10 protein-coding genes are annotated in these 15107 nt (G+C 52.9%); 3 read left to right on the top strand and 7 right to left on the bottom strand.

The features are described 5' to 3' along the window. Positions 1-345 precede the first annotated feature (345 nt). Together ACO0LD_RS29165 and ACO0LD_RS29160 are read right to left on the bottom strand one after the other, a co-directional pair. Entirely contained in the window at positions 346-498 is a 153-nt protein-coding gene (locus tag ACO0LD_RS29165; protein WP_423012610.1) for a hypothetical protein, read from the bottom strand. 51 nt (positions 499-549) lie between these two features. Further along, positions 550-1341 carry a DUF4019 domain-containing protein gene (locus tag ACO0LD_RS29160; protein WP_423012608.1) on the bottom strand — a complete coding sequence of 264 codons (792 nt, stop codon included), beginning with the start codon at positions 1339-1341 and terminating at the stop codon, positions 550-552. A gap of 213 nt (positions 1342-1554) precedes the next feature. On the opposite strand from ACO0LD_RS29160, the gene ACO0LD_RS29155 reads away from it, so the two are divergent. The 3 genes from ACO0LD_RS29155 to ACO0LD_RS29145 all read left to right on the top strand — a co-directional run bounded on the left by ACO0LD_RS29155 (position 1555) and on the right by ACO0LD_RS29145 (position 6833). Then, a complete protein-coding gene (locus ACO0LD_RS29155) occupies positions 1555-4119 on the top strand; it encodes a glycosyl hydrolase 115 family protein (protein ID WP_423012606.1) in 2565 nt (854 codons plus the stop codon). A 164-nt stretch (positions 4120-4283) separates the two neighbouring features. After that, on the top strand, positions 4284-6254 hold the full coding sequence (locus ACO0LD_RS29150) for a phosphatase PAP2 family protein (protein WP_423012604.1): 1971 nt from the start codon (positions 4284-4286) through the stop codon (positions 6252-6254). A 165-nt stretch (positions 6255-6419) separates the two neighbouring features. Continuing rightward, the gene (locus ACO0LD_RS29145; RefSeq protein ID WP_423012602.1) at positions 6420-6833 is read left to right on the top strand and encodes a hypothetical protein; all 414 of its coding nucleotides are present in this window, start codon (positions 6420-6422) and stop codon (positions 6831-6833) included. 36 nt (positions 6834-6869) lie between these two features. Here ACO0LD_RS29145 and ACO0LD_RS29140 read toward each other — a convergent pair whose 3' ends face one another. From ACO0LD_RS29140 to ACO0LD_RS29120, 5 genes are all read right to left on the bottom strand, one after another. After that, entirely contained in the window at positions 6870-9995 is a 3126-nt protein-coding gene (locus tag ACO0LD_RS29140; RefSeq protein WP_423012600.1) for an efflux RND transporter permease subunit, read from the bottom strand. Then, a complete protein-coding gene (locus tag ACO0LD_RS29135; protein ID WP_423012598.1) occupies positions 9992-11314 on the bottom strand; it encodes an efflux RND transporter periplasmic adaptor subunit in 1323 nt (440 codons plus the stop codon). The genes ACO0LD_RS29140 and ACO0LD_RS29135 overlap by 4 nt, the downstream gene beginning before the upstream one ends. A 2-nt stretch (positions 11315-11316) precedes the next feature. Further along, complete coding sequence (locus ACO0LD_RS29130; protein ID WP_423012596.1) at positions 11317-12513, bottom strand: TolC family protein; 1197 nt, start codon at positions 12511-12513, stop codon at positions 11317-11319. Between the two features lie 179 nt (positions 12514-12692). Then, the gene (locus tag ACO0LD_RS29125; protein ID WP_423012594.1) at positions 12693-13094 is read right to left on the bottom strand and encodes a hypothetical protein; all 402 of its coding nucleotides are present in this window, start codon (positions 13092-13094) and stop codon (positions 12693-12695) included. A gap of 66 nt (positions 13095-13160) precedes the next feature. After that, the gene (locus ACO0LD_RS29120) at positions 13161-14729 is read right to left on the bottom strand and encodes a sensor domain-containing diguanylate cyclase (protein WP_423012592.1); all 1569 of its coding nucleotides are present in this window, start codon (positions 14727-14729) and stop codon (positions 13161-13163) included. Positions 14730-15107 lie beyond the last annotated feature (378 nt).

Here is a 15107-nt window from a genome sequence, read left to right as displayed (position 1 = left end):
AAATCTACGTTGCAGGTTTCAAACCAAAGGTACGATGCGGCATCCAGTCACTCGATCTTGATATGCCTACCAAGAACTTGTTGGTAATTATATTAACTAACTACCGGAAGCGTCATAATACAAGGTATGATTAGCAGAGCGTAATCGTACGCATGTCGCCTTACTCCATATACGTTGACAAAAGCTGATGTTCGCAATATTAAAGTGAACTCAGGATGATAAGCCAACCATCCTCAAGTACTCATCACAAAACGATTTTGGTGCTCTGCTAAAGAGATCGCTGTTGCCTCAACGCTTTACGTGCGTACGATTACGTTTCACTAATCGTATCTACGCTCTCATCAGTCAGAATTTTCTCGCTAATAAAAAAAACACCAGCGCACTGACTGAAAAAGCAATCGCGTGAAAAAATTTACCAAAGGACGCGAAGATCAGCACGTTCACAAGTGAGACTATGCTGATGGCATACAAGTCACGTTGCCGGACTTTGAGTTTCATTTTTATCTGTACCATCATCTTTAATGCAAAGGCTTAGATTAACTCAAATAATTACACCTTGCACCCCATCTGCTTGCGCAACTTGCCCATATCACTGGCCGCAGTCGATTTCAGTATGTCTTCAGAGATATGTCCATATTCTTCACGCATCAGGCTGAAGTTGTTTTTGCTGCCTGCTGGCAAGAACCAGACTAGATAGCCGCAGGTGATGGGGGCGATGCTTTGCCTGGTTTCATAGTCAACCGCGATATAGGTACCAGGTTCTGGTGAGTTGGCCGGGTTTTCATAGACGGTGACGCGCCACAGGTCACGGCTGGTTTGCTTGCCAATTTGTGCCTGATATGCAGTGACACGAGCTTGCCATTCTTCCAGGGTACTGAGGCTTTTCAAGCGCCTGCCCAGCATGTTGTAGGCAGTTTCATAGTAGCCATTGTCTATGGCTGACATATAGGCATTGGTGAGTTTCTTGCCTTCCACCTTGAATTTGATGATGTCATCTTCACTGAGCTTGCTGCTTGCCGCCTTGGGGCGTTCTGGTATGTCTGCCACGCAGCTCAGCATTTGTACCATGTTGAACGTGGTTTTGCCATCTGCGGCTTGTCCTGCCAGGGGCTCGGTACGGTTAAATTTGTATTTGCCAAATTCTGGTATTTTGCCATTACATAATTTTGTCGCAGGTTCAGCCATCATGACTTGCGCCTGGTCTACGGTCAGGCTGGTGTCACTGCTGAGTACCAGTTCAAAGGTGCTGCCTGAGAGTTTTTTATAGGCGAGATCGGCAGCCCAGACCGGGTTGATGATCAGGCAGGCAGTCATTACTACGGCTAGGCGGGATGGTGTCATGGCAATCAGTGGTAAGCGAAGATGCAGCAAAGATACGGGATGCAGGGCGATTTAACAACCAGGAAACTGTTTCAAAAAATTACCTGAGGCACTTGCTGCACCCTGCCTGCAATCATCTTGCCGATTTTTTGAGCTCTGCTGCTGCATGCGTGTTCGGGGCAATTCATGATCTTCTACAATGCAGCATACTGATTTTCTTTACAGGGCTAAACCATGCATGCATCAGCCAGACTGCAGCAGTTCATTGCAAGAATACTGGCCTTGCCTTTGCTGGCTTGCAGTCTGGCACAGGCGCAGGTTGATGACTACTGGATCAGCAGCGTGACCAGGCCCGGTCATGTGGCTTTGTCTGATGCCAGCAAGCCCAGCACTATCCTGGTTGCCGATGGTGATGCCAGGGTGGTGCATCTGGCAGCAGCGGATCTGGCAAGCGATTTTGAGCGTGTCACCGGGCGCAAGGCCAGGCTTGCCTCCACTGTTGCTGCTGCACCTGCGAATCTGATACTGGTTGGTACGCTGGGCAAGTCCCCCTTGCTGGATGGATTGGTGGCAGCAGGCAAGCTGGAAATTGGCAAGCTGCACGGCGCCTGGGAGAGCTTCATCATTGCCACTGTCGCTGCGCCCATGCCTGGCGTTGATCGTGCTGTAGTTATTATCGGCAGTGACCCGCGCGGTACGGCTTTTGGCATCTATGAATTGTCGCAGGCCATAGGTGTGTCGCCATGGCATTGGTGGGCCGATGTGGTGCCGGAGAAAAAGCCTGCCCTGTACATGGCGGCAGGTACGCGGCGTTTTGGCCCACCTTCGGTCAAGTATCGTGGCATCTTCATCAATGATGAAGACTGGGGTTTGCATGTGTGGGCAGCAAAGAATTTTGAACCTGAGCACAAGGGCATAGGCCCCAAAACGTATGCCAAAGTATTTGAGCTGTTGCTGCGCCTGAAAGCCAATACCCTGTGGCCAGCCATGCACGCCGTCAGCCCGCCTTTTAATCAACTGGCTGCAAACGCAGCGCTGGCAAATGACTATGGCATCGTCATGGGTTCATCGCATGCCGAACCCATGCTGCGCAATAATGTTGGTGAATGGAAGGCAGCGCCAGAAAGCTATAACTATGTCAGCAATGCAGACGGTGTGCGTGCTTATTGGGAAGAGCGCTTGCGCAGCAATGGCCGCTATGAAAACATTTACACCCTGGGCATGCGCGGTATCCATGATTCCAAAATGCAGGGTCCAAAGACAGATGCAGAGCGCGAGCAGGTATTGGAAACCATCTTCAGCGACCAGCGTCGCTTGCTGAATAAATATGTGAACCCCGATATACAGCAAGTGCCGCAAATGTTTTGCGCCTATAAGGAGGTGTTGTCGCTGTATCGCCAGGGTTTGCAGGTACCGGATGATGTCACCATCATCTGGCCGGATGATAATTTTGGATACGTGCGCAGTTTTGCCAATAACGAAGAGCGCCAGCGTGCCGGTGGTTTTGGTGTGTATTATCACTTGTCTTATCTTGGTGCACCGCTGTCTTATTTGTGGCTGGGCACGACGCCACCAGCCCTGATCTGGGAAGAAATGAGCAAGTCTTATGATGCAGGTGCCCGCACGATATGGATAGCCAATGTGGGTGACTTGAAACCGGCAGAAATTGGCACAGAATTCTTTTTGCAAATGGCCTGGGATATACAGCACTGGCCGCGCGCTCAATTGCCGGATTATTTGCAGCAATGGGCCGCGCGTGAATTTGGCCATGCCCATGCAACAGAAATTGCTGCCATCCTGGCTGAGTATTACCAGTTGAATTACCAGCGCAAGCCAGAACATTTGCAATGGTGGTTGCCCAAATCAAGCCCGCGTCCCAGTGATTTGAATCCTTTGGAAATCACGCAAAGGCTGACTGCATTCCGGCAATTGCAAAGCCGCACAGACAAGCTGCGCGAGCAAATACCGGCAGACAAGCAAGATGCTTTTTTTGAGCTGCTGGCTTATCCCGTGCATGCAGCGGCGCTGGCGAATATCCGCTATTTTGAAACTGAACGTGGCAACAATGCAGCCGCTATCACCGCTGACCAGCAACTGAGCACAATCAATGCATACTGGGATGGTCAACTGGCAGGCGGAAAATGGCGCGGCATCATGGCAGCAGAACCGGCGGATGAACAATGGAAATCCATGCGCATAGCAAAATGGCAGCCGCCTGCAGGATCGATGAAACCTGCTGAAATTTCCCCTGCAGATTCGATAGCAAATTCAGCATCAGCCATTGCGATGGAAGCCGAGCAGTATCAGCAACGTACTCATGGCAGCATGCGTTGGGAATTGATACCCGGTCTGGGCCGCACAGGCACTGGGTCGATGGCACTGTTCCCGACGACGGCAACGCCCATACCGCTGGCACAGGCAGCCACGACGGCACCTCGGCTTGATTATGATTTCACATTGGTGCAGCCGGATAATTACGACTTTGCTGCTTACCTGATTCCCACGCATGCCTTAAGCGGCACGGTACTGGAGCTGGCAATCGCCATTGATGACGGCGCGCCACAACTGGTGCAACTGGATGTCAAGGATGGCAGTGCCGACTGGGCGCAGGGTGTTCTGAATGCCACACGCATGATCCGCGCCAGCCTGGGCAAGCTGGCTGCGGGCAAGCATCGCCTGCATGTATATGGCATACGCCCTGGCATTGTGATCGACAAGATAGTGCTGGACAATGGCAAGCAGCCACCCAGTTATCTGGGGCCAGACGTGATGGCTGACAAGGCGACAAATCTTGAATGAGAGTAGGTTATCCTACAACATGTCTATAGATTTCCAGGAGATTGCAGATGGGGTAGCAGTCAGTAGCACAGAGTTGGATAATTGCATGTGATCGGTTGTCATACGACTGTCACATGCATACACTATGATCGCCGGACTTTTCCACTTCAGAACAGACCTGCATCATGAATTCTACTCACTGCTTGAAACGCCTGCCCCTGGCCTTGATGATCAGCACCGCACTTGCTCTGATGGCTTGCGGTGGTGGCTCGAACACCGTGGCGACAGATACTGTCGTTATTGAAGGCCCGCTGGTGATACCAGCACCTCCAGCCGACCCAGGCGTGGTTGATAGCGCACCCGTGCCTGCCGGTGTGCCAGCCTTTGTCGATACCGTCGCCAGCAACCAGCGAGGGGACGCCAGATATGCGACGCTGGAAACCAATGCTGGTGTGCGCGTGCTGTCTGGCTTTCTGGCGATCTGGCAGCCACTGACACTCGTCGTGGACGCTGGCGTGACTGCGCCTGCGGTAGATAATTTTCCGGCAGTTGTTACTTCTAAATGGACAGGTGTACCGAATGACGGCACGCCAGATGGCACTATCCTGAACCGCCCGGTACATGATGCAAACATCAATTATGTCGCCAGCCTGACCAGCAAACGTACGCCTGAGCAGGAACTGACAGCTTACCTGGATGACCGTCGTGGCAAAGGCTATAGCGTGACCGATGGCCTGGGCCCATTGACCACAGCATGGCGCAGTGCGGCCCAGCAAACTACCAGCATCACCGCCATACCTGCCGATGCGGGCACGGTTTTGTACAACGACAGTGGCAATAATATAGGCGTGGGCGGCACGGCCAATGCCAGCTTTGGCAATGTCGTCGATCTGGTCTCGTTGATAGGCAATAATGGTTCTACTGAACCGGCCAAGCGTTTTTACAAATACGCCCGCCCTTACCGCTGGAGCAGCCAGGTCATCGTCGCCCCATCACTGGTACCTGCCAAGAGCACCACGCCAGCAACGGATGGTGGTTTTACCAGCGGCCATTCGGCAGAGGCTACCCGCGACGTGGTTGCCATGGCTTATCTGGTGCCTGAACGTTTCCAGGAGTTGCTGAGCCGTGGCCTGGAACTCGGTGAGAACCGCATCATGGCAGGCATGCATTCGCCGCTGGATGTCATGAGTGGCCGCATACAGGCACAAGCCGTGGCAGCTGCCAACTTGTATGATGCCGCCAATGCAGCCAAGAAAACTGCCGCTTATGCACAAGCTCACACCACCCTGATCACGCAAACCAATACCACGGCAGATAGCTTCAATGCCTATGCCCATTCTGCCACTGCAACAACGGACAGGTTTGCGGACTATGCCAGCAACAAGGCCAATTATTTGCGCCGCATGACCTATGGCTTTGCCCCGATTGCCGCCACCAATGTTGCGGCAGCGGTGCCCAAAGCGGCTGAAGTCTTGCTGGAAACCCGCTTGCCGTATTTGAGCGATGCGCAAAGGCGCGTGGTCTTGAAAACCACTGCCGTGGCATCTGGCTATCCAGTCATGGATGATGCCGAAGGCTGGGGCAGGCTCAACCTGTTTGCTGCGGCAGATGGCTATGGCAGTTTTGTTGGCAATGTCATTGTCAACATGGATGCAACCAAGGGCGGTTTCCATGCGCTGGATATCTGGCGTAACGATATCAACGGCAACGGCAAGCTCAGCAAACTCGGCAGTGGTGTATTGAAGCTGGCTGGCAATAATAGCTGGACGGGCGGTACACAAATTGATGCAGGCACAGTCGAAGCAAATTCTGCCACGGCCTTTGGCAATGGCGATGTATATAGCAGCGCCAGCGTGGTCGCCAATACTGCAGGCAATCTCAGCATCACCGGCAAATATACACAATTGACCAGCGGCGCACTCGAGATCAACCTGCGCAACGCGCAAAGTCTGGTGCAGGTCAGCAGCACAGTCACCATCGCTGGCGGCAGCTTGCGCATACGCTTCCAGAACGGCTATAAACCCAGCGTTGGCGATACACTCACCGTCATCAATGCAGGCAGCCTGAAAGGCAAATTCAGCAGCATCACGGTTGACGGATTTACTGCAACGCCGACTTATACTGCGACCAGCCTGCAACTGAAATTGACAGCCTGATAGTTTGATGGTTTGGCTTGTAGGCGTGTGCAAATCAGTTTCGGATTTGCACACGCCCGCATCATCCGGCAGGTATAGCGCAGAGCAAGAATCATTTGATTTTGCTAGGCGTGTGTGTAAGATGTGATCATTCTATTTCAGTACAGATTTGTACCACATTGCACCATGAGCCAAACACCGCAACGCTTTAAAGCAGGCGATTTTTATCTGGAGTTGCCCAAGGGCAGTGCCATCTCTGCCGACCCTGCTGCTGCACCAGTCAAAGCAGACAAGCCGGAAACACCCGAGCCCCTGGAAGAAGCGCAATACGTCTATCGCCCGAATGATCCCTTCCAGGCATCGATAGACGAAGCGCACGCCATTGCCAGCATCAGCAGCAGTCAAAAAAGCTGGGTCAAGAAAACCTGGTTTGCCCTGTTTGTTGTCGGGCCATTAGTCTATGCAGAATTATTTGCAATAGGCCTGAGCATCAATGGTCATATGGATAGTCCGGGTCTTGCCTTCCTGATTTCAAATGCCCTCATCATGCCGGTCTGGTTGATTTATTACACGATCTGGCGCAGGAAGGTGAAGTCTTAACCCCTTGATCCCTTAATCCCTTAATCCCTTAACCCCTTAACTCACACGACGTCTGCGTATCAGCAGGTATACCGCAGGCACTACAAACATTGACAGCAACGGCGCTGTGATCATGCCGCCCACCATAGGCGCTGCGATACGCTGCATGATTTCTGAACCTGTGCCACTGCCCAACATGATGGGCACCAGCCCGGCGATGATGACAGCCACTGTCATGGCCTTGGGGCGTACCCGCAACACAGCACCTTCGCGTATGGCATCGAGTAAATCCTGCTCGCTGTTTTGCCCTTTCTGCAGACGCTGGTCCCAGGCCTGCTTCAGGTAAAGCAGCATGATGACACCAAATTCTGCAGATACACCTGCCAGGGCGATGAAACCAACCCCGCTGGCGACTGATAATTGATGCCCCAACAGCCACAATAACCAGACGCCACCTGCCAGTGCAAAGGGCAGGGTAGCCATAATCAGCGCGGCTTCATCCAGGCGCTTGAATGTCATGTACAGCAAGACAAAAATAATCAGTAGCGTGGCTGGTACGACGATCTTGAGTTTGGCGGTGGCGCGTTCCAGGTATTCAAACTGGCCCGACCAGGACAGGGAGTAAGCCGCAGGCAAGCGAACTTCTTTGCTGACGCGCTGCTGCATCTCGCGCACGGTAGAACTGAGATCGCGATCGCGGATATCAACATATACCCAGCCCGATAACCTGGCATTTTCGCTCTTCAGCATGGGCGGGCCATCATTGATGCGTATGCTGGCAATATCACCCAGACTGATCTGCGCACCTCTTGCAGTCAGCACAGGCAGCTGGCGCAGCTTTTCTACAGAGTCGCGCAACTCACGCGGATAACGCAGATTGATGGGGAAACGTTGTAAACCCTCTACCGTTTCGCCAATATTGTCACCTCCTATGGCCGCTGCGATGATGCTCTGTACATCGGCGATATTTAAATCATAGCGTGCGGCGAGGTCGCGGTTGATGTCCACATCAATATACCTGCCACCGTTCAGGCGTTCTGCCAGGGCAGAGCTGACACCGGGTACGCTTTTGACGACACGCTCTATCTCGCTGGTGATCTTGTCAATTTCCTTCAAGTCTGCACCAGCGACCTTGATGCCCACCGGGCTTTTGATGCCAGTCGCCAGCATGTCGATGCGGTTGCGTATGGGTGGTACCCAGATGTTGGACAGGCCAGGTACTTTGACGCTGCGGTCGAGTTCTTCCAGCAGCTTAACCGGTGTCATGCCAGCGCGCCATTGTTCACGCGGTTTGAACTGTATCGTGGTTTCAAACATTTCCAGCGGTGCCGGGTCGGTTGCGCTTTCAGCCCGCCCAGCCTTGCCAAACACGGTTTTTACTTCAGGCACGCTCTTGATCAGCCTGTCGGTCTGTTGCAAGAGCTCGCTCACCTTGCCTGCGCTCAGGCCAGGCAGAGCAGAAGGCATGTAGAGCAGATCGCCTTCATCCAGAGGTGGCATGAATTCGCCACCCAGGCGTGCCAGCGGCCAGGCTGTCAACACGGCTATCAATGCTGCCACCAGCAGAGTGATCCTGGGGAATTGCAAAACCTTTTCCAGCAAGGGGCGGTATAGCGCAATCAACAAGCGATTCAAGGGATTCTTGTGTTCAAGCGGTATCTTGCCGCGTATCAGATAGCCCATCAGCACAGGGATCAGCGTCACTGCCAAACCTGCCGCCGCCGCCATCGCATAAGTTTTTGTCAGTGCCAGCGGGGCAAACAGACGGCCTTCCTGCGCTTCCAGCGTGAATACCGGGACGAAGGACAGGACAATGATCAATAAAGAAAAAAACAGCGCTGGCCCTACTTCTGCGGCGGCTTCTGCAATGACTTGCCAATGCTGTTCACCCGCCAGTTTGTCATGCGGGTGGGCATGCTGCCAGGCTTCGATATGCTTGTGTGCATTTTCTATCATGACGACTGCAGCATCGACCATGGCACCAATCGCAATGGCAATGCCGCCCAGCGACATGATATTGGCATTCACTCCCTGATAATGCATGATGATATAAGCCGCCAGTATACCCAGCGGCAGCGACACTATCGCCACCAGGGCTGAACGCAGGTGAAATAAAAATGCGACACAGACCACGGCTACCACGATGAATTCTTCCAGCAGTTTATGCTGCAGATTATCGACTGCCCGCGTGATCAGGTCAGAGCGGTCATACACGGGAATAATTTCCACGCCAGGTGGCAGGCCGGGCTTGAGCTGATCCAGCTTGTCTTTGACTGCGGCTATGGTTGCCAGGGCATTTTTACCTGAGCGCATGATAACCACGCCACCAGCGACTTCGCCTTCGCCATTCAGTTCGGCAATGCCACGCCGCATTTCTGGCCCCACCTGTATGCGTGCCACATCGCCCAGGCTTACGACCACACCAGCACCTGTCGTAATCAACGGTATCTTGCGGAAATCGTCGAGGCTTTTCAGATAGCCAGAGGCGCGTACCATGTATTCGGCTTCACCCAGTTCCAGTACGGAACCACCGCTTTCCTGATTGGCTTTTTGTACGGCTTCAATAATCCTGCTGTGGGTGATGTTATAGGCGCGCATCTTGTCCGGGGATAACTGGATTTGATACTGGCGCACCATGCCACCTATGCTGGCAACTTCTGACACATTTGGCAGTGACTTCAATTCAAATTTCAGGAACCAGTCCTGGTAGGCACGCAGTTGTGATAAATCCATTTTGCCGCTGCGGTCAACCAGTGCATATTCATAGACCCAGCCTACACCCGTGGCATCCGGCCCCAATGAAGTTTTAGCCTGTGCTGGCAATCTGGCCTGCACCTGGTTCAGGTATTCAAGCACGCGTGAACGCGCCCAGTACAAATCCGTGCCATCTTCAAACAAGACATAGACAAAGGAATCACCAAAGAAAGAATAACCGCGCACGGTCTTGGCACCGGGCACCGAAAGCATGGTCGTTGTCAGTGGATAAGTGACCTGGTTTTCTACAATCTGCGGTGCCTGGCCGGGCAAGCTGGTACGTATGATGACTTGCACATCTGACAGATCAGGAATGGCGTCAACGGGTGTACGTGCCACAGCCCAGATACCCCACGCCGCCAGTATCAGTGTGGCCAGCAACACCAGGAAGCGGTTGCAGATAGACCAGCGTATGAGTTGCGCAATCATTGCTGAACTCCAGCAGGAACAGTTGCAGGCAGGCTTGAGCTTGATGCCGAGATTGCAGAGACAGCACCCTCCATGCGCGTAATGCCCGCTTTCAGGCTGGCTTCTGAATCAACGAGGAACTGGCCAGATGCCACGACTTTTTGCCCGGCTTGCAAGCCCTTGAGTATTTCTGTCTGGCCATCAGTTTCTGCCCCCACTTCCACCTCCACAGGCAAGAACCTGCCACCATCCTGCGCCAGGATCACTACGCTGCGGGTGCCAGTGATGATAACGGCTTCACTGGGTACCAGCAGGCTGTCCTTGCGCGCAGTACCTGTAAAGTTGAGCGTGGTGAACATGCCTGGCAATAATTGCGCACCAGAGTTAACGGGATTGATCAACTCTATGCGGGCTTTCAATGTGCGCGTATTGCTATCCACTTGCGGCAGCATGGTGGCGACCTTGCCGCGGAAAACGACGCCAGGCAGGGATGCTGTCCTGGCTTCTATCATGTTGCCAGTCTGTACTGTGTGTGCCAGGTTTTCAGGGATGTCGGCATTGACCCAAATTGTGTCCACGCCATTGATGCGGAACATGGGCGTGCCCATGCTCACTGTCATGCCTTCGCGCACGGACAGTTCTGTCATCACGCCACTCAGCGGGGCAGTGATGGTGATGCGTGCATGCAGCTTGCCACTGCTTTCTACTGTGTGTATCTGCTCATCCGTCATACCAGCCAGACGCATGCGCTGCCGGGCTGCGTCCAGCAAGCCAGTGATAGCCTGGCCTTGCATGCGTTTCACCGCCAGGAATTCTTCTTGCGCAGCGACCCAGTCGGGTACATATAGTTCTGCCAGCGGCTGGCCCTTGCGCACCAGGTCGAGTGGCGCGCGCACATAAAGTTTTTCAACAAAGCCATTGCTCCTGGCTTGCAGCACGACGACATCGCGCTCGTTATAGGCAACACTGCCAACTGCCTGCACTACGGCATTGAGTTTGCCCACTACCACGCTGGCGGTGCGTATGCCAAGATTTTGCTGTATGCGCGGATTGATGCTGACGGAATTTCCACTTCCAGGATCAGCATTGTCTGCATACACCGGCACCAGTTGCATATCCATGAAAGGGGATTTACCCGGCTTGTCGAATTTTTGACCGGGCACCATGGGGTCGTGCCAGTACAGGACTTTCTTGCCAGCGCCAGCATTTTGCAGGCTGGTATTTTTATCTGAGAATGAATTCTGCATGCCTTCACGTTTACCCATTTGATACAGGCCATAAGCAGCACCAGCCAGGAGCCCGCTGGTGACTGTAACAAGTAATATATGTCTGGTTTTCATGTTTAGTCCCTGTTCAAGTCTGGCGTGATTCTGGTTTCGTTGAGTGGCGTCAGGTAGCGCAGTTGCGCCCATAAGCCTGCTGTTTCTGCCTGTAGTTGCAGAGTTTGCAAATGCATGTCAGTTTGATTGCGCTGTGCTGTAAGCAAGTCACCCAGACTGGATTTTCCACCCCGATAAGCAGCCAGGACTGCTTGCACCTTTTGCCCGGCCAGGGGCAGTAATTCATTGTCATAACGGCTCACGCGGTTGCGCTTGCTTTGCCATTCATTGAGCAAGCTGCTGACTTCAGCAATATGGCTGCGCAGGGCTTCATCACGTTCTGCCCTGGCCTGCTCTGCCATGGCCAGACGTGATGACAGTTCGCGTTGCTGACGATTCTTTTGATCCCATTGCAATGGCAGAGACAGGCCAACAGATATCATGTTGGAATAGGCAGGCCCGCGTTGCTGGTAAGTGACTTCTATGCTCCAGTCTGGCTTCTTGTTTGCCTCGGCCAGTTTTGCTTCAGTATCAGCCAGCTCAACTTGCCTGTTCATGATGCTGATTTGCGGATGGTGCTCAAGAGTGGATTCCAATGCAGATATATCCAGTCCCACCTGGTCCATCGCAGGTAATGCACCCAGACTGTCACTTGTGGTTTCACCGGTCCAGCGTGTCAGCACGATGCTGGCATTGCGTGCGCGTCGTGCCAGTTCACTGTTGCGGTCTTCCATTAAAGCCAGTGCACTGCGCGCGGTCAGTAAATCTGCCTGGCTGCCACGGCCACTGCGGTAGGCCAGTTCGGCAGCCTGGATTTCCAGCCTGGCCTGGTTTAGCTGTTCCTTGGCGAGCGCCAGCATTTGCTCGCTGTAATAACGATCCAGCCAGGCGATAGCGGTGTCACGCGCTATGCCCAGCGTGGCCTGTATTTTTTCTGCTTGTGACTTATTGATGATGCGTTCATAGCGTTCGGCGCGCAGCTGACGTTTATCGCTGCGGGTGATTTCTTGCATCAAGCCTATGCGGCGCATGGTCATGAAGTCATTCGTGAGGCTGCCACGGTCAGGGCCACTGACGGGCAGGTTGTCGATACCTGCCTTGAGTACAGGATCAGGTAACTGGCTGGCCGCCACGGCCATGTCACGCGCCGCGCTGATGCCCAGGTCTTGAGCAGACAATTGCCTGGAGCGCGCCAGGGCAAGTTGCTGGGCTTGCTGCATACTCAGCTCAGTTGAGTATGCTTGCATAGGGAGTAAGGCGCACATGACAAGGAAAATGCGCGCAAGACATAAGCGCCCGTGACAGGGCAACGTAGAAAACAAAATCATAAAACCTCCAGACGATGAAACAGGACGTACACCAGCAAAAGCTGGTGACGACGAATCAGGCGTTCAGGAAATTAAATGCGGAAACAGCAGTTGCGTATGGCAAGCGGCGGGGCGGTTGAGTGTGCCAGCGCGATTGGAGAAGGAGATGCAGAAACAGGTGTTTCAAGCGTATCAAAAGCAGTCAGTATCAGCAGCAGGCTGGCACTGACAAAAGCGGGCACATCGGGCAAGGCTGGTTTATCGGCAGATTGCTTGCCAAACGGATCTTCTGCATGGGTATGACAAAGTGCAGGCTGATCCTGATCCATGTCTGCGCAATTTGGCATTGCCACGCTGGCCGTGATGGCAACTTCGGCAGTGCTGGACGTGGCCATTCCCGGACAGGCGTAAGCTGCTACGGCAAGCTGCATGAACAGCAGGCTCCACAGCATGACAAACACCGCAAGAACACGGGATGGACGGGACATTTTCATGAAAAAAGAACTTCTTTATACAATACCGGGATGATTATAAGCGCAAGTTCATTTTCCTTGTTTGATTCAGGCCAAATGTCCGTTCCCTACACGGATACAATTGCGCCCCTGAGACTTGGCGTAATACAGTGCCTTGTCGGCCGCTTCTATCAGTTGCAGCGGCAGATTGTTTTCCCTCACGGGGACAAAGGCATCGATGCCAGCACTGACGGTGACCACACCAGTGGCATTGCCAGAGTGCTTCAGTTCCAGGTGGTAAATTGCCTGACGTATGTTTTCAGCGACTTTCATGGCACCGGCCACATCGGTACCCGGCAACAGGATAGCCATTTCCTCGCCGCCATAACGCGCACTCAAGTCCCCTGGCCTGTGCTTGCCTGCGGCTACTATTTTGCTGATTTCACGCAGGCATTCATCACCAGCGGCATGGCCATAGATATCGTTATATTGCTTGAAGCAATCGACATCGATCATGATCAGTGCCAGTGAACTGGCATTGCGCATGGCCCGGCTGAATTCATCTTTCAAGGCTATGTCAAACTGACGCCGGTTGGCAAGACCAGTCAGGCCATCTTGCATGGCCAGTTTTTCCAGCGTCCGGTTTAATTGCTCCAGCGAGCTACGGGCTTTTTGCAATTCATCTTCTGCCCGCACGCGCAGCGCTATTTGCCTGATCAGGCGCGATCCTATGATGGCCAGGCCAAGCACCAGACATGCCACGCCGATAGCATGAATAATGGCATTCGATCTCCATTCTTCCAGCACTTCATCCCTGGATAATGCGGCAGAAACCACCAGCGGATAGCTGTCCAGTTGCCGGTAGCTGTTGATGCGTGTGATGCCATCCTGGCCTGAGGTAAAGGTCTTGGTAGCTACTTTGGCGACGGGGAGGTAGTCGCGAAATAGTGGTAGTTGCGAAATATCCCTGCCCAGGGACTTTTCTTCAAATGGCCGCCTCAACAATACCGTGCCATTACTTAGCGCTACAAAAATTGCACCGTTCTCGCCTATATCAAACTGCTCGTAAAATTTCTTGAAATACGTCATATGTATGGTGGCCAGTACTACGCCGCCAAAACTGCCATCACTTTTATTAAAGCGACGGGAAACGGTGATGATCCATTCGCCGGTAGATTTGCTTTTGATCGGTGGGCCTATATGGACACCGCGGTCAGCATGGTCGCGATGATAGATAAAATATTCCCGCTCAGAATTATTGGCAGATTTTTTGATGGCTGGTTGAGAGTTCACTACCCAGTTACCATCCTGGTCGTAGACAAAAATGCCGTGTAACTGTGGTAATTCCTCGACCCGCTTTACCGCCAGGGCATGGAAACGCGAGAGCGCCGATTCTCCGATGCCGTCCACTTCCAGTCGTTCGACCAGGCCAACCAGGACGGTGTCTGCACCTTTAATCGTATCGTAGGCATGCTGGCCAACAGCGCGCGCGAGATTGGAAGTGGCACTTCTGGTTTCTGCCAATTGCACTTCACGGGCACGCCAGGTGACCCAGGCTTGCAACAGGATCAGGGACATGCAGACCAGAATGACAAAACCGATTGCCAGTGTGGTAACCGGAAATTTTTTTTGCGCAGGTTCTGGGAGGTCGGTATTTAAGGCTGTCATGGTCGTCATGAAGTGTAGCCCTCCATCATCTATTAATGCGTATAGCCAGTAAGGGAAAGCATCTCATTGTTGAGAAAGTGCAAAATCTATAATGATTATAGAACGTCTTAGTAATTAGATATGATTTTCTTGACAGTTTTTGGAAATGATTAGTATTGCCTGGCGCATACATTGTCTATTAAATGGGGTAGCTGACCGATAATTTGCTTGCCAGCCTTTTGATGGCAAGTATGCCCGTGCGCCATTGGCGCAGCTTTAATGCGTCTGTGCAAGTCCTTGCCATCAATATTTTGTCGATATGATTTTGGCAGAATTCAGGCCGATATTTCCATGCGGAATTTATTTATTTTCCATGTGGAAATAAAACATCGTTGATAAAGAAAATCT

The sequence above is a fragment of the Undibacterium sp. Ji83W genome (assembly GCF_049340385.1).
In the GTDB taxonomy this organism is placed as follows: Bacteria; Pseudomonadota; Gammaproteobacteria; order Burkholderiales; family Burkholderiaceae_D; genus Undibacterium.
This window is presented reverse-complemented; position numbering and strand designations above follow the sequence as displayed.